The following is a 19,753-nucleotide window of genomic DNA, read 5'->3' on the forward strand; positions in this document are numbered from 1 at the left end:
GGTAATAAACATGCTATCACCCTTAGAAGACATTATCAAAGACTTACAAGAAGGAAAAATGATAATTCTTATCGACGATGAAGACCGTGAGAATGAAGGTGACCTGGTTATGGCAGCCGAAAAAGTAACACCAGAAGCCATCAATTTTATGGCAAAATACGGGAGAGGGCTGATTTGTGTCCCTATGTTGCGGGAACGACTTATAGAATTGGACTTGCCACCTATGACTACCAATAACACATCCCCATTTTCTACAGCATTTCATATATCGTTTGACTCTGCCCATGGTATTACAACGGGAATTAGTGCTTATGACCGTGCTTATAGTATTCGACTGGTAGCAAACCCATCTACGAAAGCAGAAGATTTAGTTCGACCAGGACATCTTTTCCCATTGTGTGCGAAGGAAGGGGGTGTCCTTGTTCGTGCAGGACAAACAGAAGGCTCTATTGACCTGTTAAAAATGGCAGGAATGACCCCTGTGTCTGTAATTTGTGAAATTATGAAGGATGACGGTACGATGGCACGTTTACCTGACCTTGAAAGATTTGCGGAAGAGCATGGTTTAAAGATTTGCTCAATTGAACAAATTATCCGATACCGTCGTGCTAACGAAAAATTAATTCAACGGGTCGCTGAAGCAAAACTACCAACTCTTTACGGAAACTTTAAGATTATAATTTATGAAAGCAAGATAGATACATATCAACATATTGCTCTGGTAAAAGGTGATGTGTCAACAGGTGAACCTGTTTTAGTGCGAGTCCATTCAGAGTGTTTTACAGGTGATGTATTGGGCTCCTTGAGGTGTGATTGCAGAAGCCAATTGCAAGAAGCAATGAAAATGATTGAAAAAGAGGGGAGAGGGGTTATCGTTTATATGCGACAAGAAGGACGTGGAATAGGTTTGGCAAACAAAATTAAAGCGTATGCGTTGCAAGACCAAGGTTTAGACACTGTAGAAGCAAATAAACATCTTGGTTTTGACCCTGACCCAAGAGAGTATGGACTTGGTGCTCAAATTTTAGCAGATTTGGGTGTAAAAGAAATGAAACTTATAACAAATAACCCAATCAAAAGAGCAGGTTTAGAAGGATATAACTTAAAAGTTGTTGAACGTGTCCCTCTTGTAATACCTCCAAATGAGTATAATAAAGAGTATCTCATGACGAAAAAAGAAAAGTTAGGACATATTCTATAAAAACAAATAAAATAAACTTAAAAGGAAAAAATATGAATGAAGAACATGACTTAAAAGTTGTCGCTCGGTGCACGACAGACACTGAAGCAGAATTAATTATTAATCTACTCAATGAAAATGGGATAGAGGCATTTATAGACTCAAACCTCCCTCATTCTGTCTGGCCTGTGGTTGATGATGCGTTAGTAGTTGTTCGTGATACGGATTTTGAACAGGCAAAACAAATTATTGCGGAATATCAAGAAAACGAAACAATAGATATAGATGATGAAAATAAAGATAATCACATCAATGAAAAAGGAGAATAAACATGCCTAAGATTATCCAAGGTAATTTAATTCCCAAGAACAAAAAATTTGGTATTGTAGCATCTCGTTTTAACGAGTTTATTGTTCAAAAATTGTTAGACGGAGCTCTGGATGTCTTAAAACGTCACGGTATTTCTGATGAAGACATTACAGTCGTTTGGGTGCCTGGGTCATTTGAAATACCAGTAATCACTAAGAAAATGGCTCAAATAGGTAAATTTGATGCGATTATCGCATTGGGTTGTGTTATTCGTGGAGGCACACCACACTTTGAATACATTGCAGCAGAAACTACTAAAGGGATAGGACAGGTCTCTTTAGATACAGGAATACCCGTAATTTTTGGGGTACTAACCACAGATAGTATTGAACAAGCCATCGAAAGAGCAGGTACAAAAGCTGGGAATAAAGGAGCCCATTCCGCTTTAGCAGCCCTTGAAATGGTTTCACTAATGGAGCAGTTAAATTCATGCTAATCGTAAAACAGAGGCGAAAAGCAAGAATTGCAGCTCTACAATTCCTGTTCAGTTTAGAATTTCATCCGCTTGAAGGAGAAGAGGAACTTAAATATTTTTGGAAACATAACCCAAATAACAAAACTGCCCGTGTCTATGCTGAAAAAATAATTAAAGGTGTTCTAAATAACAAAGAACAGATCGATGAAATTATAAAAGAAGCACTGGAAAAATGGTCATTAGACAGGGTTGGATATATCGAACGTGTTATCGTAAGAATTGCAACATACGAAGGTGGAATAGAGAAGTGTGTTTCCCCTAAAACAGCCATTTCTGAAGCAATTGAACTTGCTCGTATGTTTGGGAGCGAAGATGCTCCAAAATTTGTAAATGGTGTCTTAGATAGGCTATTTCAATCACAAGGATGGTTGAAAAAAAAGGAAGTAAAAGAATAATAAAATTAACCACCTACTTGTGGAGTTATTTCACACTTAGGGAGAGCAGACCTTAACTGTAAGAGCCCTTCATTTGAAATCCCTGTATTTGCCAAATGTAGCCGTTTTAAGTTTTTCATATTCCGTATTCTACCAATACTGAGATTTGTAATCTTCGCCTGCTGAATCCATAAATCTTCTATCAGTGGAAATGAATCAAAGACCTCAAACCCTTTGTCTGTTATGTTAGTACTGTAAAGTTTTACCTCCCTTAAATTCCTCAAATTTTTGAGTTTCAAAAAGCCATTATCTGTAATGCTTGTTTGGACAAGTTGCAAACTCTTTAATCCAGTCAAATGAGCAATATAACCAATTTTTTCATCATTTACTCCATATCCCACCATAGATATTGCTTGTAGGTCATTAGGATTTAGATTCGATAGCCATGGTATTTCTTTTACACTATCGATTTCCATCTGTAGTTTAACTTCTGTATTCTTAGGTATACTGATAGTCCCCTTGGCATCAGTAAACGGTTTCCACTCTGTCTGGGTTTGCCCCCACGGCCGTGTTAAAATACGTCCTAATGACCTGTTTTCTGGAAATTGAATCGTTCGCTCGGGCAAAGGTGTGTCTTCAGGTAAATCTTCAACGATATTTTTGCAAATGATATTCAAATTGGGATATGCCTCTTTTATTTTGTTTAATTTCCCTTCATATACATCATTGTCAATATAAATGGCTGAGAATTTTTGGTTTGATAACCATGTCCAAATTTCCTCTTGTTGTGGGAGAATTTCAAGTGTTAACGTATTAATTTTATTTAATGTGTCTTGATTCACTTCCTTAAGCCGTGGGAGTAACTCATCACTTGTTCTCAATTGAATAATCCATTGAGATTCGATTTCAAATTTTCCTTTTGCTTCACCTAAATATTTCCATTTTGTTTTGTCAGGTTCATTTTCTAATTGATAATACAAAGTCCCCAAGGGAATGTTTGTTGAAAATATCAATAATCCTTTTTCAACGTTTGGAGGAGTTGCAGGTTTTGCTTCCTCCTTAACTTCAACTTTTGTTTGTTCTTGAGGAGGTGATGGGGGAATAGTCGGTTGGGCTGGTTCATCTTTTGTAGTAGAAACATTCGTATTTCCTTGTGTAGTTGTTTCTGTTGTAGGTATGGGTTTTTCTGCGGGACTTCTAAGGAAATAAAAACCGATTCCGCCTATAAGAGCAACAACTACTATCAAAACACCTATAATGGGAATTAGAAAAGTATTTCTACCTGTTTTTATAGGTACACTGATGCTAATACCCGCAGGTATAGCGTCTGGAATATCTTCTAAACTACTCGGTTCAGGTTTCATTATTTTAGAAGGAGTTTCGTTTATATCAGGTGTAGAATAAAGTTGTCGTTGTTTTAATTGTTCTAATTCCTGTCGTAATGCTTGTCTTGAAGTTAGCAACATGGAGGTTTGAGCACGAAGAGCCTCCATCTCACTCATTAATTCTTCTAATTGTTTTTCTTTTTTCAATTTCTCTTCATTAATTCGTGCAATTTCTTGTTCTCGTTCTGATAAGGTATGTTGTAGAGAGTTAAGCTGTTCCTTTGCCTTTTCTAATTCGACATTCTTTTCATTCTCTCTATTTTTTAATGACTGAATTTCCTGCTCAAGGATTTCCTGATGTGTCTGTGCTGAATGTGTTTTTTGATGTAAAGAAACTAATTCCTCTTGTAGTTTTGCAAGGAGTGCCTCTTTTTCTGTTCGCTTCTTTATTTCCTCTTTAATAGCATTTTCTTTCTCATTCAGTGAGTCAGATAACTGTTGTAATTTGTCTTGTAACTCAATAAATTCTTTTTCCTTTGATGAGAGTTTCCTTCGGAATAACGTCAGTTCTTCTTCAATTTTATTTTCAGAATTTGTTGCCTCATGTGCTTTTTCTCGAACCGCATTTAATTCTTCTTGTAATTTCAGAATTTGTGCAATATATTGTTCCTGAGCTCGTTGTGATTCCTGAACAGCAATTTCCCTTACTCTTAGTTCTTCCTGTAATTCTTTAACTTTATTTTGTGCTTCTGCCAACGCATTGGTTTTTTCTTGCTCCCCTTGTCGAAGAAGTTCTAATTCTTGAACCATCATCTGTTCTGTTTTTGTATAATGGTCTGCTTTAGAACGAAGTTGTTCCAATTCTTGCTGTATCTGTTGAAGATTTTCAGCAGTCATCATACTCCGTTTTTCAGCGTTTTGAAGAAGAGCCTCTCGTTCTGCCAACATTTGTTGAACTTTTTCTAATTCACCCCGTGTTGTGTCCAAAGCCTCTTCTTTTTTATGTGTTGTTTGTCGTAATAATTCTATTTCCTTTTGAAGTTGTTGTTCCGCTTCCAATGCCTGTTTAGCCTGAGATTGGGTCAAACGCATCTCTTCGCGAAGTCGTTCCGCTTCCTTTTTATTCTCTAATGATTGCTGTTCTAATTTTTGAACCAGCTGTTCTTTTTCCTGTAATTGTTGCTGTAGTTGTTGGAGTGCTCCTCGAGTTTGTTCCAATTCCTTCGATTTTTCCTGCTCTACCTTACGTAATTCATTTATTTGTTCTTGCAGCTCAGCATGAGATTTTTCCGCATCTTTGGCTTGTTCATGAAGTTTGCCTAATTCTTGTTGTAAGGATTGAACCTGTTTTTCTCGTTCTTTCTTTTCAATTTCCAGTGACGCAATTTCAGCCTCACGAGATTTTAATGTTGCCTTTAGTTCTTGTAGTTGATTTTGTGCTTTTTGTAAGGCTTCCTCCTTATTTCGGCTTAATTCTTGAAGTTGTTTTAACTCTGCAAGCAAGTTTGCATGAGATTGTGCAGTTTCTTCCGCTTTCTGATGAAGAGTGTTTAATTCTGATTCCATCAATGCTATTGTCTTTTCACGCTGTGCACGTTCTAAAGCCGCATTCTGAACCTCCTGCTCTTTATCCTCCAATGATTTCTTTAGATTTTTAAGTTCCTCTTGTGCCCTCATCAACTCTTCATTTTTCTTTTGTTCCTGCTCCTTTAACCGTTCTAATTCCTTCGCTAATGCCTTACGTACTGCCTCCGCTTCTTCCGATTTCTCTTCAAGGTGAATTAATTGACTTTTTAATTCCCTAATTTGTTGTTGTAGTATAACCTTTTCATCAACCTCCTTTTTTTGTTTATCAATCTCTTCTTTAATTTGATCTAAACGACTTTTGTAATTTGCAATTAATTCACGGAAATATTTCCGTTCCTCTTCATCATAGTGGGCATTAAACCAAGATATCCTCTCTTCAAAGTCCGCAATTAATATCTCTAATTCTTTAATTAATGTCGATACTTCATCCCAGTTTTCAATGGCTAACGCTATTTCCGATTTCAGTAAAAGGACATTGATAAAATTATTAAATTCGGATGGAAGATTATTTATGATTTCATTGGCACGATAAAAATCATGACGGATGAGTAATTCATTAGCTCTTTTTACGGTTGATTCTAATTCTTCTAAAAGCATTGAACATTCCTTTTGTTATGTCAATCATATAATTATTATTAATATAATATTTTGTCAATAATATTCTCAAAAATTTTGTTTTCTTATATCAATAGTGTATCATATATGTACTTAAAAATTGAATAAAATAGTTTAAATTAAATATTCTATGTTGTATAATGTATAATGAACTATATAAAATAAATAAAATTCCATCACCGGGAATGAATAGGTGAGTGAACAACCTTACGAAATAATAACGTGTAAGTGTGGGCAGAGAATGCGGGTTCCTACTTCTGCTCAAGGTAAAGCTTTTAAATGTGTTCGTTGTGGTAATATTGTTTTTTATGGTCAAACGCCAGAGAGTACAAGCCAACCTGGCTTTAGTGTATCTAAAAGTGTATCAACAGGAGAATTTACTGGAAATTTATCTCAATGGTTAATTAGTTCAGGAATTGTTACTCCTGAAGATATGGAAGAGGCGTTAGATATTCAGAAAAAACAGGGAGGGTATTTATTAAAGATTTTATATCAAAATTCAAAATTGCCAGAAGAAATGTTATTTGAAATACTATCCCGTACTTCAGGTGTTCCCAAGATAGACATTCTCCGTATATTTATTGACAAAGAAATTGTAGATTTAGTTCCCAAAAAATTGTGTGAAGATAGGTTTGTTTTTCCCGTTGATCGTTTAGGAAGAAATTTGACCTTAGCAATGGCATGCCCTATAGATAAAGAGACAATTTTTTTAGTAGAGCAATTAACTCAACTTAGAATAAAACCGACATTAGCAAAAGTTAGTGAGATAGAGGAAACAATAAAGAAATATCATAAAGAGAATGTTACAAACATACCATTGTCAATGCCACAAGGTTCTGTATCAGGTGCAGGAATTAAAGAAAGCAAGATAATAAAAACAAAACCGTCTGTAACTGAATCGCAACCAGCATCAGTTCTACAATTTCCAGAAGAAACAGCAGATAGAGAAAGAAAATTTGTAGAGCCTGTTTTAGACACCTTAGAATATCTTCCGTTCCCTCCGACGGCTGAACTTGCTTTGAGTATGGTTTTGGAAGATTCAGAACCAAATTTGGATGATTTATGCTCCATCTTTTTAGATGACCCATCATTAGCGACCGCTTTACTACGTTGGGTAAATAATCCTGTCATTGCCGAAGAAAAGAAAATTGGTAATATTTGGACAGCAGTAGCATTATTAGGACCTTATGGCGTACAAATTATGTTGAACCATATGAAAGAAGCACACCAACCTATTTCCGAGTATCCTGTGCTTCCAATTAGTGGTAGGTCTAAACTCTGTGCTAAACTTGCAGAAGAATTGGCAAAAAGTTGTCAGAAGGTAAATCCATCCCTTGCATATACTACCGCATTGATTCATCAAATAGGAGCCATTGTGTTATATATCGTAGGGCAGGAAGAGTATAAAAGGCTTATGCGAGATGCACTTCCCGAAATACGAATAAGACGTGAAATGGAATATTTTACTATTAACCACGCAGTTGCCTCATCCCTTTTAGCCAACCGTTGGAAGTTTCCAGAAATTATAGTTCATGCGTTATGTCATTACTTAGAACCATTTAAAGCTCCAGGTAAAGCAAAGGACTTAGCCCATATCCTATTTGTTGCATCTATCGCAGGCTTACATAGTGAAGAATCAGTCCGAGATGAAATAATTCAACAAGCATTAAAATTAAGAGAAAAAAGCATCCAATATCTTGGACTCGATGTTAGGGCGGTCGTTAAATCCTTAGGCTAAATTAATTAACAAAATTGTGTTTACCTACCCTATATATTATTCTACGTATTATTTTGTAAGTATCGCCTGAGTAAGGAAGGACATCCATCACACCCTGTATTTACCTTATGAATAGATTCTTCTACACGGTGAGGGAGGTTCGGGTCTTCAACAATTTCACAAAACGTGCGTTCATGTATATTGCCCAGGCGATATTCTTTCTTTCCTGCAACTAACCCACATGTATAAATAGTTCCTGTATCATCCACATATAAAAGTTTTGAAGCACCTTCACAATTGGGTTTATCACCGTATTCCTGAGGGTCTGCAATCCCTAAATGAAACCCCAAATCCTTTAACTTCTTAAATTTTTCAAATACCTTCTTTTTAACAAAAATTTGTGTTAGTTCTTTTCTGAGACTTTTGAGAGTAGAAATTTCGTTCTCCGTAATCTCTTGCCTGCACAAAAACAATCCTACTTTGAGATTATGTGTGTCTTGTGCCCATTGACATATTTCAATGGCCTCTTTCATTTTATCTAATGGAGTATCGACAGTAAGTACTAACCATGTTGCTCCTCCTGCTACCGCTTCATCAACAACATTCAACCAATCCTCTAATGATAGTCCACATGTTTGGCTATTGTTTCTTTGCGATCTAATACCTGCTCCAGAAACCCGCAACCAGAGATATGAAATATCCTTGGGAGCCGTTTCGACTAATTTAGAACATCTTCTGACTTTTTTTAACAAGCTTTTTGGAAAGCCGACTAATTCCAGTGTGATATCCAAATTTTTTGGAGGTCTATTTCTTTGACTCATATCCGATAACTTTAACTCCTTTGTTTTAATCTTATTTTGTTCACACAAGCATTGAACAAAAATATTATATAAATAATTCCAAAAAATAGAATTCGAAATAAAAAATGTTTATTATTTATAATAACTCAATTTTATTAATACCTATTATATAAAAAAACGATGATAAGGAAACAATAGAATATGAAAATAGAAAAAGAAGCAATTCTTGCTCTCGAAGATGGGTCTATTTTTATAGGTCGTTCGGTTGGTAGCGAAGGTGAAACCACAGGTGAACTCGTCTTTAACACAAGTATGACAGGTTATCAAGAGATACTTACAGACCCTTCTTATGCAGGACAGATAATAACAATGACATATACACATATAGGAAATTATGGTTGTAATCCTGAAGATGTAGAGTCCCGAACTGTTTTTGCACGTGGTTTTGTAATGCGTGAATGCTGTTTTAATCCAAGTTCATGGCGGGCTACGATGTCACTACCAGAATTCTTCAGGAAATATAATGTCGTTGCTATTGACCAGGTAGATACACGTAAAATTACAAGAATATTGAGAACAAAAGGCAATCAAAAGGCAATTATAAGCACAGTCGACTTAAATCCAGATTCGCTTATTCAAAAGGCAAAAAATGCCCCTGATATGGCTGGAAGTGATTATGTAAAAGAAGCAACGATTACTCAACCTTATGAATGGGAACCACCTGAACATCCTAAATACCGCGTTGTTGTTATGGATTTCGGAGTTAAATATAACATTTTAAGATTGCTAAGAGACCATAATTGCATTGTAGTTGTTGTTCCATCGACCACACCAGTTGAACAGATACTTAACTACCAACCCGACGGCGTTGTATTGTCAAATGGTCCTGGAGACCCCTCTGCCTTGACATATATATATCCGATTGTCCAAAAACTTATTGAGAAAAACATCCCTATAATGGGGATTTGCTTAGGCCATCAAATTATCGGACATGCATTAGGCGGCAAAACCTTTAAACTTAAATTTGGACATCGAGGTGCTAATCAACCAGTTATGAATATGGAAAATAGAAGGGTGGAGATTACATCTCAGAATCATGGTTTTGCGGTAGACCCTGATTCTTTAGATTTAAATAAAGTTGTGATTTCTCATGTGCATCTTAATGATATGACCTGTTCTGGACTTTCACATAAAGAATTACCTGTCTTTAGTGTCCAGTACCATCCCGAAGCATCACCAGGACCGCATGATAGTCGCTATTTGTTCCAAACGTTTACCAAACTCATGGATGAATACAAAGAGAAACGTAACTATGGAAAATCATCCCCACCTTTAGAAACAATGAGTGCCTCGTAATCACTTTATTTGCTTAGTCAGTCAAAGGAACAAATAAATACCCTGAATAACCACAGATAAGATAAACTCCTTTTGTCCCAATCCTGAATTTCATCGGGTAAGAAGGTAGAGCAGTAAGAGTATTTAATTCAGGTTGTATATTATACCCTGTGTTCATTGTTAGCATTGATGCACCATCAATCAAAAGATAAATTTGCTTGTCATTTATACTGAGGAAATCACCCCATACATCACCTATCTCTGTTTTTGTCCTATGTGTAAATGTACCATCAGCTTCTATATCCATTTTTTCTAACACAAGTGTATTATTCGATATTAAGGAAAGTAGATAAGGAGGCTGAATTTTGAGGGTTGCCCACGAGTATGTCATTTTTACTGAATCGATAATGGAAACAGGTTCATTTTCTTCCCAAACAATGCTACGAATCCATAGCTCATAGTTATAGTAATAATCCATCTCTTGTCCATACTGCCAATCTTTCAAGAAAAGAATATTCCCCGTTTCATTTGAAGATGCAAATATGCCAGGAACGTTTTTCGTCTCGCTTACCGCTAATGTCTTCAGATTTATTTCAGTGAGGTAGTAAGCGATTACAGGATAATAATTATCAATATATGTAATATCCTTAATATATTTCTGAGTTGTTAGAAAGAGTTTTCCTCCTCCTTCGGATAGTGAAACGACATTATTGTAGCCAATGCCTACTGTTTTGAATTCCTCTATATTTTGAAGTGGTATTACAGCAAATCCTTCATAAGGTTGAATTTCATTGCCTAAAATAATGTCATATACATTACCCCAACCTCTAAGAATTAAGGTATCTCCACAAATCATTACTGGTTTGTTTTCGGAAGAGGGATACCACCGATAATAATACCGCATAATTGATTTTCCTGCATTAGACATTACCTCCATTGCAGGAACTCCACTTCTCGAATCCTCAACAAGCACTTCAGGTATGTAATCACATCCTAAACACCAATTTCTATACCAGGAATAATACGGAACCAAGTTTATTTTTATATCTTTTTGTATAGCCAGCGTATTCTCTTCATTTTTCTGAATAGATACCAAACGATAATATGATTCATATTCATAATTTTCTTTGTAATTCCATTCATTAAGTATCAAGAGAATATTGTTATCTTGTTTGAATGAATCTATTAATTGTCCAGCTGTTGTTATGGGAATAGAATCAATCACATTAAAGTCATCTACTAAACGGATTTCTATGGTCTGGTTTTCATTGTGTTGAACTATCTCAATACGTGCTTCACTATCTCCATCTTCAAGAACATCCGCTACATATTCTGCAAGTGTAATTAGAGTAGGTGTCAATTCAGGTGCATTTGTCTTATCACACTTTATTTCATGGATAAAGTCAGAGGTAATGGCATAATAATAATCACTATACTCAATAGTTCTTGATACCTGTCCTTTCATCTCTACAGCACCTAAAGGCACTAATTTTCTTGATTCCACATCCCAACGAATAAATTGCAATTGCTCCTTATATTCATTTCCATTCCACCCGCTAAAAGGAACAACTATCAAATCATCAAAAATTCGAAATGCCTTCACATCGTTAAAAGCAGAAGACCATACCCAACCCTCACCAATAGATACTACTGAGACTTCCTGTGGAACTTTGGGGTCAGAAACATCAAACCAACTTACCTTGACACGACGTTGCCCGTCAGTATCATCTACGCCTAATCCAATAAGCTGATTGCCAATAGGTTCAATGTATGTAGACCATCCAGGAACTTTTAATTGTCCTTTAACCTGTGGATTAGTTGGGTCTGAAATATCTACTACAAAAAGTGGATCAATAGTAAAGTAGGTAACAAGATATGCCAATGGACCCGCAAAACGTGTCGCATACAAAGTTTCACCTTGTGCATCGGGTATTGTAATTTGGGATGTTTGTACTATATTTGTTGGGTCAGAAATATTAAAAATAGTTAAGTATGTATGTCTTTCTGGCCAAGATGTATTAGAGACAACCCGCAAATAACCATCCCATTCATCTAACTTAAATCTATCTACAATGTTCCCTGGTACATCTACTGGTTTGTAATTTAAAATTTCCCCATTTGGGTCTGTAATGTCTATGTATGTAATTTGTGTGTTATTACTTTCCCAAAGTGGTGCGGCAACATATATAGCATTAACAGATGCTTGAATTACTGTGCCATAGCCTGGAAATTGTATTTGGTCTGTGATGGTCGGATTATTTATTTGTGTCAAATCTACACTGGTAATCCAGCACGTACTCCCTGAATTTACAGTCCAGTCAGAAGTTGTGGGACTCTCTGTTCCACTTCCAATCTCACTTTCCTCCCCTCTTTCTTCCATTGCTACATAATAATATTGGTAATTTGATGTTACTGCGTATAAAATATTTCCTAACATTCGGCTATCAATAAAATCACCAGGTAATGATAAAGAAGATTCGACAGACGGTTTTTCAATATCTTGAATATTTACAATATATAATTGAGAGCCAGTAGTTTTTTTAACGACACCATTTTCAATAGTGTGACGAATGGTATAACCAATAAGGACATAAGCACGACCATCTTTAATATACAAATCTCTGGGGTAGCCATAAATAGGAACATTTGAAACAACAGATTTCTCGTTTAAATCAACAATCGTAAGACCACGATATTGATTTAGCACAAACAGATAATTATCTCTCATTCTAAATACATCAGGCTCAACTAATTCCCTTGTTGTAGGGCTACTACCCCCTTCTGTTCCATTCTCTTCTGATTCATCTACAGATGTCGGTTTATTTCCATAGTCTACTTCTGTATCACGAGTATTGTATAGTAATGCACTTGTAAATTTTGTAGTACTATTATTTTCTCCTTCACTTGCCCCTTCGCCTTCTACTACACCTTCTTGAGCCCCTTCGGTTGTTCCTTCGGAGCTTGGCTGTCCTTCTTTTGTTTCTTCTTGCTGTCCTTCTGTTGCACCTTCTGTTGCTCCTTCAGAAGTTGTTGGATTTCCTAAATATTGGGAATTCCCAGATTCTGATGGGATATTACTGTTGGGTTTACTTGTGTTATTACAAGAAACGACCAAAACTACCATGAATAAAACCAAACTATAAATAAAATATTTATTTCTCATATATTTATCCTTATCGTTAAATATCTCTTTATTAATTATCTAACCACATTTATATATTATACACTTATCACGGAAAAATGTAAACAAAAATATAGTTGAATATTTAAAATTTAAAAATTGTGAATGTAGGTCTATTTGTATTAATATTATATACCTTCTTGTGAATGTAAGTATTTCCAAAAAAACTATTCAATATAAATTAAGAAGGAGTTTTATCCATGAAAGAAAAAAACAAAAAGGAAGTCAGTCGTAGAGATTTTATTGAAAAAACAGCAAAAATTACCGCAGGATTAGCGGTAGGTTCTACATTAACAAAAGTAGCCAATGCTCAGGTATATAAGTCCATTCTTCCATCAAAGGTATTAGGTGCAAACGAAAAAATTCGAACAGGACACATTGGTACAGGAGGTATGGGACGTTCTAATCTCGGTTTCGTCCTACAACGAGACGATATTCAGCCGATTGCGTTATGCGATTTATATCCAAAGAATCTTGAACGTGGTGCACAAATGGTTCGACAAAAATTTTCAGATTTTACAATGCACCACGATTTCCGAGAAGTTATTGATAACAAAGATGTTGATGCTGTTGTGATAGCTACTCCAGACCATTGGCATTGCCTTTGCGTTTTATATTCTGCCGATGCAAAGAAACATATTTATTGTGAAAAACCATTGTCAACAACTATTCAAGAAGGTCGAAAAATGGTTGAGGCTGTCCGCAGAAATGGTGTAATTTTTCAAGGTGGAACAATGCAACGAAGTGGAGAACATTTTAAAGAAGCGGTAGAGTTAGTAAAAAGTGGTTATATTGGTAAAGTTGCCCATGTAGAAACATTTAACCACGAAGATAAACCCATCGAAGGAATCGGCTTGGGAGATGACGACCGTGCTAAATGGGAAAAAGAAGGCTTAGATTGGGATTTCCATCAAGGATGGGTTGAGCATCGTCCATTTAATACCAATCGTTGGATTTATCATTTCCGCTGGTTCCTTGAATATTCTGGCGGTAAAATCACCGATTGGGGTGCACATCTAATTGACATTGCTTTGTGGGGTATGGGCGAAGAAAAACAACCTAAATCTGTCAGTGCCATCGGTGGAAAATATGTTTTGACTGATAACAGGACAACACCGGATACCCTTGAAGCGGTATGGGAATTTGATGATTATATCCTTACATTCTCAAATCGTGTATACAACCAATATCTACCTAAAGGATATTCTGACCATGGTATTTTATTCCATGGAACATTGGGTACTCTTAAAGTTGACCGTGGTGGTTACGAAGTTTTTCCTGTGCCTAATAACGATGGTTGTGAGCCCAAGAAATCAGGACCATCTCAATTAAATGAACCACATTGGCAAAACTTTGTAGATTCCATTCGTGAACATAAAGACCCCATTGTTACTGTCGAAACACTTCATAACACAACTCGTGTTTGCCATATGGGAACATGTGCTTATGTCGCAGGTGCAAGATTGAGATGGGACCCTGTAAATGAGAGATTTATAGGTGATGATGACGCCACCAAGAAGGCAAATGAATGGGCTTACCGTCCTTACCTGAATGGATGGAGTTTAACACCTCCCTACGATAGACAACAAAAAGCATAAAATATAATATTTTTGTCCTACACGTCCGACATGTCCGCCCCGTCTGATAGTTTTAAAGTTCAAAAAATTATTCTACTTCTGGAAGAAACGTAGGAGAAATTACAACCCCTTTCGGGAGAGTTGAGGTTCTGTCATAATATAAAATTTTTCCACAACAAAACGTGTATTTCACTTTACCGCACAATTTCATCCCGATAAAAGGTGAATTAGAACTTTTAGAGTAAAAACAGCTATTTGTTACAACCCATTCTTCATTCGGGTCAAAGATGGTAATATCTGCTGGGGAACCAATAGATAGACTCCCCGCATTTATCTTTATTATCCCAGCAGGATTTTTTGTTAGTAATCGTATAGCATGTTCCATTGATATATGCCCACCTTTTACAAGACCTGTAATTACACAGCCTAATAAAGTTTCAAGCCCAATAACCCCAAAAGGAGCCTCTTGAAAAGGAACATTCTTCTCAGTACTTGTATGGGGTGCGTGGTCTGTAGCGATACAATCAATGGTTCCATCCTTTAACCCTTCAATAATTGCCTCAACATCCGACTTATCCCGTAATGGTGGGTTCATTTTCATATTTGTATTATAATTTTCCAGATTTTCTTCTGTTAGCATCCAATAATGAGGGCATGTTTCCGCAGTAACTTTGATACCTTCCCTTTTTGCCTCACGGATAATTTCCACTCCACGTTTTGTAGTTACATGTTGAATATGTATAGGTGCATCTGCTAATTTTGCTAACCGAATATTTCGTTCAATCCTTGTCTCTTCTGCTTCTCTGGGTATTCCAGGTATCCCAAGTTTAGTGGATACAAATCCTTCATTCATCGCTCCACCTTCACTTAGAGAGGCATCTTCACAATGGGCTAAATAAAGCAATCCTACCATCCGTGAATATTCCAAAACATACCTCAATACCGCCGAAGATTCTATATCATCCCCATCGTCTGTAACCGCAACAGCCCCAGAATCAAGCAGGTCTGCCATTTCTGTTAATTCTTTGCCTTCACGTCCTTTTGTTGCACATGCTGATGGATAGATATGAACTCCATCAAGGTCTTGTGCACGACGAACCACCAATTCTACCATCCCAGCATTATCAATAGGTGGCATTGTATTGGGCATCGTTACGACAGATGTAACACCGCCATGAACTGCCGCTCTCGCACCACTGGCAATAGTTTCCTTAGACTCAAACCCTGGTTCCCGAAAGTGGACATGTAAATCGACAAATCCAGGCGAAACAACCATTCCATCAGCATCAATAAAAACATCACCTTCAAGGTTACTTCCAATTACGGTAATTACTCCATGTTCAAATCCCAAATCGGACTTCTCTGACATCCCTGTTTCTGGGTTAATAACCCAACCATTTCTAATAACAATTCTCATAAATATTCTCCAAATTAAAGAGATTGACTATTAGCCAATAAATGCATTACTGCCATACGTACTGCAACTCCATGGCTTACTTGATGTAAAATCAAACTTCTCTTACTATCCGCTATATTCGTAGCCAATTCCACATCACGATTAATAGGTCCCGGATGCATCACAATGGCATGCTCCGGTGCATAACGAATCGTCTCATTATCAATCCGGTATAATCGGATATACTCCCGAATACTTGGAAACAAACCTCGTGTTTGACGTTCCAATTGAATTCGCAATGCATAGATAATATCTGTGTCAACTAATGCTTCTTTGAGATTAGTTGTTATCCTTACTCCTAATTGCTCAAAACTTTTGGGTAATAATGTTTGGGGTCCACACAACGTTATATTGGCTCCCAATTTCAGTAAAGCCCAAATGTTACTCCGTGCAACCCGACTATGTGCTATATCTCCAATTATTGAAATCCGAACCCCTTCCAACGTTGCTTTGGGGTCCTTCCGATGGCTTCGAATGAATTCCCTCATTGTAAAAACATCCAGAAGTCCTTGTGTAGGATGTTCATGTTGCCCATCTCCTGCATTTATTACATGAGAAGTGTGAGAATCTGCAAGTAATTTTGGTACCCCTGAACAACGATGTCGAACAACAAGAATATCTGTTTTCATGGCTTCTATGTTATATAAAGTATCGTGCAATGTTTCTCCCTTCTTTTCGCTTGAACTTGACGCAGATAAGGAAAGTGTGTCAGCACTTAATCGCTTCGCTGCAAGGTCAAACGAAACAAAAGTCCGTGTACTTGGTTCGTGAAACCAATGAACAACAACTCTCCCTTGTAAAAGTGGTACCTTTTTTATACCCGTTTTACGCGACATTACTTCTAAAAAGGCTGGAACCATATCTAAAATGGAGAGTATTTCCTCCTTTGATAAAAATTGCAACCCTAATAAATCTTTATGCTTCCATATTTTCAAAGCAGGATGGTCAGCACTAAATACTTGTTCCCCCTCAGAAACTTCGCTTAATACATTTTCCGCAGGTGCTTTATGTTCCTCAACCTTAACCATGTCTTTCCCATCCGTTTCCTTGAGTAAAACTGAGATCCACAAATTGGATGGAATTGCTTCTGTCTCAGGTTTCCAAGCACAGTAAGAAGGTTGAATGGGCACTTCTCTGCCTCCGCGGTCAATTAAACAGGCAAGTAGTATTTTTTTCGGTCGACCATAATACATAATCTCGTCCATCGCCGCACGAATTGTTCTTCCAGCGGCAAGCACATCATCAACCAAAATAATCGTTCTATAGTTAATGTCAAATGAAAAATGTGTTGTGCCCCGAACCTGAACTGTCCCTCGTCCAATTCGCAAGTCATCACGATACAACGTTGTTGCAACAGCCCCTACTGGTGGTAATACATTAGATAGTTTAAATATTTCCTGTGCAATTCTCTGAGCCAGAGGATACCCTCTCCGCAAAATACCTATTAAAGCAAGTTCCTGCACATCATTTTCATTTACAATTTCACGAGCCAAAAAGTGAACTAATTTTTGAATATCGTCTTCTTTAAATAATATTTTTCCTGCACAAATTGAGGCATTATTACTTTCCATAAGTTTTACCTTTTTAATTAATGGTAAAGGATGTTTGATAAATTTTACCAATCAGACATATGTTGTACAAAATAAAAAACCAGACAAATCAATCTTCAGGTTTTTCACCAGCAGGAGCCATCTTAACAATTCGCGGATAAAACACTGCCACTGGTACCACAAGGTCACTTTGTTCTTCCATCACTTTATCTATATTCTTATAGACCAAAGGAATTTCATCTACCCCCGCTGTTAATACTGTAATCCGTCGCTCCTTTAATAGAGATTCCACTTTTTTCCATGATAACGTCTTTTTAGCTTGAGCACGACTCATAACACGTCCAGCCCCATGGGCAGCAGAACGCAATGAATCCTCATTTCCTAATCCCCTAACGATATAAGCAGGACTTGCCATAGACCCTGGAATAATACCTAACTGACCTTGTTCTGCAGGTGTAGCACCTTTACGATGAACAATAACCTCACGACCATCATGAATTTCCTTCCATGCAAAATTATGGTGATTTTCAACACTCCACAAAATAGGCACACCAAGATTCTTACTTATATGTGTATGGATACATTCATGGTTCGCCTGGGCATATTTCCCCATCAACTGCATAGCCTCCCAGTATTCTTGCCCAGTGTGTGAGTCTAAAGATAACCACGCAAGATGTTGAAACTGTTTCGGTAGTTCTGGATGTCGTTGTCTTGCAATCTTACTGTAATATTCACATACCAAAGAACCTGTTCCACGACTACCACTATGGGTTAGAAGTGCCAAATATTTTCCCTTAGCAAGCGGAAGTTCATCTGTGATAACCTCCAAAATTCCAAATTCAACAAAATGATTTCCACTACCACTGGTACCTAATTGGTCCCATGCCTTATCCTTATGCTCACGAGTTACAGGGGAAATATTCCAGTCCAAATCCATGACAGGATGCTGTCTCCGTGGCTTGAATGTAGAACCTACTCCAAATCGTGTTTCCTGTTCAATGGCTTTTTTTAGTCGTGTAGGTTCTTCATCAATAATTTTAGGATGCAACTCGAAAACACTTAGTTTTACCCTGCAGGCAATATCTACACCGACTGCAAACGGGATAACAGCATTATCAGTGGCTAATACTCCTCCGATAGGCAAACCATAACCAACATGAGCATCAGGCATAAGAGCCCCACGTACCGATACAGGAAGCGAGCAAGCATTACGTATCTGTTGGATAGATTCCTCGTCAATTTCTGTGCCCCATATCTTAAAAGGTGCTTTGGTTGGTTTTGAAAAATCATCAGAAAATAGTTCTTTAGTATGAGAAATAACCGTCTGTTGAAATTCAGGCATACTTTGATAAACAGACCGTGCTAATTCACCCCAGAGAGAGTTATTCACAAATGTGCCTGGATTACGAATAATAACTCGCAACATCCGTTTTGCCTCTTTTTTAGACATCCCATCTTTTATCGCTTTGTTAAAAGATTGCAGAGCCAACTCTCTTATTGATTTCGTTGTATATCCTGTCTGAATTAATTCTTTTTCTTTCATATCAAAAATCAGCCTTGTAGTGAAAAATAAAACTTACCTATTAAAATAACGATATAACTACAAACTTTGAATATAGAGGTTTAATAGTTCTCTATGAGCTGTAAATGCCAGCTGTGGAAGTTGGTCATGTAAAAAAAATTGTGCCTCTGAAACGTCACTACCCGCCTTAATTTCTCCTTTCCAACGGTTAACGACAAAACCCAATACTAAAATAGTACCCGTTTGTTGACTTGGTTGTGCGGAAATCCCTAAAAGTTGAATTTGTTCCGCAATAAGACCTGTTTCTTCATACAATTCCCGTACTGCCGATTCCTCCGTAGTCTCCCCAAGTTCCATGTACCCTCCTGGAAGAGTCCATTGACCAAAAGCAGGATAGATTGCCCGTTTTGTAAGAAGTAAATCCTTACCTGTTCTTGTTACAAAACAACATGTCGCAGGAGTCGGATTGTGATAATAAAACCTTTGACAGGAACTACAAAAAGGACGTGGCTTCTCCCCATCATCTGTAAGTATCAATGCATTCCCACAGACGGCACAAAAACGCCATGGAAACGGCTCAATAAAATGTATTGGCATAATCCAATCCTTCTGCCTATTTACAAAATAAATTTAGATTATATTAATATATTATAATTCTTTTTTAATTGTGCCATTTTATTTTTTTTTAAC

The 19,753-nt window shown here is 36.9% G+C and carries 14 protein-coding genes and 1 pseudogene; 7 read left to right on the plus strand and 8 right to left on the minus strand.

The window, feature by feature from the left end:
- The first annotated feature begins 10 nt into the window (after window positions 1-10).
- Genes PLJ10_01705 through nusB form a run of 4 tightly spaced genes read left to right on the plus strand, consistent with a single transcriptional unit; the run spans window position 11 to window position 2,419 of the window.
- Entirely contained in the window at window positions 11-1,201 is a 1,191-nt protein-coding gene (locus PLJ10_01705) for a bifunctional 3,4-dihydroxy-2-butanone-4-phosphate synthase/GTP cyclohydrolase II (GenBank protein HOK08357.1), read from the plus strand.
- Between the two features lie 32 nt (window positions 1,202-1,233).
- A complete protein-coding gene (locus tag PLJ10_01710; GenBank protein ID HOK08358.1) occupies window positions 1,234-1,509 on the plus strand; it encodes a DUF2007 domain-containing protein in 276 nt (91 codons plus the stop codon).
- A gap of 2 nt (window positions 1,510-1,511) precedes the next feature.
- Window positions 1,512-1,985, plus strand: a complete 474-nt coding sequence (gene ribE, locus PLJ10_01715; protein ID HOK08359.1) for a 6,7-dimethyl-8-ribityllumazine synthase — start codon at window positions 1,512-1,514, stop codon at window positions 1,983-1,985.
- Entirely contained in the window at window positions 1,979-2,419 is a 441-nt protein-coding gene (nusB, locus tag PLJ10_01720) for a transcription antitermination factor NusB (protein HOK08360.1), read from the plus strand. Before ribE ends, nusB begins: the two co-directional genes overlap by 7 nt.
- A 5-nt stretch (window positions 2,420-2,424) precedes the next feature.
- On the opposite strand, the gene PLJ10_01725 is transcribed toward nusB, so the two are convergent.
- Complete coding sequence (locus PLJ10_01725; GenBank protein ID HOK08361.1) at window positions 2,425-5,907, minus strand: hypothetical protein; 3,483 nt, start codon at window positions 5,905-5,907, stop codon at window positions 2,425-2,427.
- A 211-nt stretch (window positions 5,908-6,118) separates the two neighbouring features.
- Between PLJ10_01725 and PLJ10_01730 the strand changes: the two genes are divergently transcribed.
- Entirely contained in the window at window positions 6,119-7,663 is a 1,545-nt protein-coding gene (locus PLJ10_01730) for an HDOD domain-containing protein (GenBank protein ID HOK08362.1), read from the plus strand.
- Between the two features lie 41 nt (window positions 7,664-7,704).
- On the opposite strand, the gene PLJ10_01735 is transcribed toward PLJ10_01730, so the two are convergent.
- On the minus strand, window positions 7,705-8,463 hold the full coding sequence (locus tag PLJ10_01735; protein HOK08363.1) for an SPASM domain-containing protein: 759 nt from the start codon (window positions 8,461-8,463) through the stop codon (window positions 7,705-7,707).
- 180 nt (window positions 8,464-8,643) lie between these two features.
- Between PLJ10_01735 and carA the strand changes: the two genes are divergently transcribed.
- The gene (gene carA / locus PLJ10_01740; protein HOK08364.1) at window positions 8,644-9,798 is read left to right on the plus strand and encodes a glutamine-hydrolyzing carbamoyl-phosphate synthase small subunit; all 1,155 of its coding nucleotides are present in this window, start codon (window positions 8,644-8,646) and stop codon (window positions 9,796-9,798) included.
- A gap of 13 nt (window positions 9,799-9,811) precedes the next feature.
- Here carA and PLJ10_01745 read toward each other — a convergent pair whose 3' ends face one another.
- Window positions 9,812-12,940, minus strand: a complete 3,129-nt coding sequence (locus PLJ10_01745; protein HOK08365.1) for a beta-propeller domain-containing protein — start codon at window positions 12,938-12,940, stop codon at window positions 9,812-9,814.
- A gap of 218 nt (window positions 12,941-13,158) precedes the next feature.
- Between PLJ10_01745 and PLJ10_01750 the strand changes: the two genes are divergently transcribed.
- Window positions 13,159-14,556, plus strand: a complete 1,398-nt coding sequence (locus PLJ10_01750; protein HOK08366.1) for a Gfo/Idh/MocA family oxidoreductase — start codon at window positions 13,159-13,161, stop codon at window positions 14,554-14,556.
- A 67-nt stretch (window positions 14,557-14,623) separates the two neighbouring features.
- Here the strand turns inward: PLJ10_01750 and PLJ10_01755 are convergent, their stop codons facing one another.
- The 5 genes and pseudogenes from PLJ10_01755 to PLJ10_01775 form a co-directional block, all read right to left on the minus strand.
- Window positions 14,624-15,952: a dihydroorotase gene (locus PLJ10_01755; protein HOK08367.1), complete on the minus strand. Its 1,329-nt coding sequence runs from the start codon at window positions 15,950-15,952 to the stop codon at window positions 14,624-14,626.
- A gap of 14 nt (window positions 15,953-15,966) precedes the next feature.
- Window positions 15,967-16,920, minus strand: a complete 954-nt coding sequence (locus tag PLJ10_01760; GenBank protein HOK08368.1) for an aspartate carbamoyltransferase catalytic subunit — start codon at window positions 16,918-16,920, stop codon at window positions 15,967-15,969.
- Window positions 16,921-17,013: 93 nt separating this feature from the next.
- A pseudogene (pyrR, locus tag PLJ10_01765) lies at window positions 17,014-17,562 on the minus strand (bifunctional pyr operon transcriptional regulator/uracil phosphoribosyltransferase PyrR).
- 88 nt (window positions 17,563-17,650) lie between these two features.
- The gene (locus tag PLJ10_01770; GenBank protein ID HOK08369.1) at window positions 17,651-19,084 is read right to left on the minus strand and encodes an RtcB family protein; all 1,434 of its coding nucleotides are present in this window, start codon (window positions 19,082-19,084) and stop codon (window positions 17,651-17,653) included.
- Window positions 19,085-19,141: 57 nt separating this feature from the next.
- Window positions 19,142-19,660 carry an NUDIX domain-containing protein gene (locus tag PLJ10_01775; protein ID HOK08370.1) on the minus strand — a complete coding sequence of 173 codons (519 nt, stop codon included), beginning with the start codon at window positions 19,658-19,660 and terminating at the stop codon, window positions 19,142-19,144.
- Window positions 19,661-19,753 lie beyond the last annotated feature (93 nt).

This window comes from Candidatus Hydrogenedens sp. (assembly GCA_035361075.1).
Classification (GTDB): domain Bacteria; phylum Hydrogenedentota; class Hydrogenedentia; order Hydrogenedentales; family Hydrogenedentaceae; genus Hydrogenedens.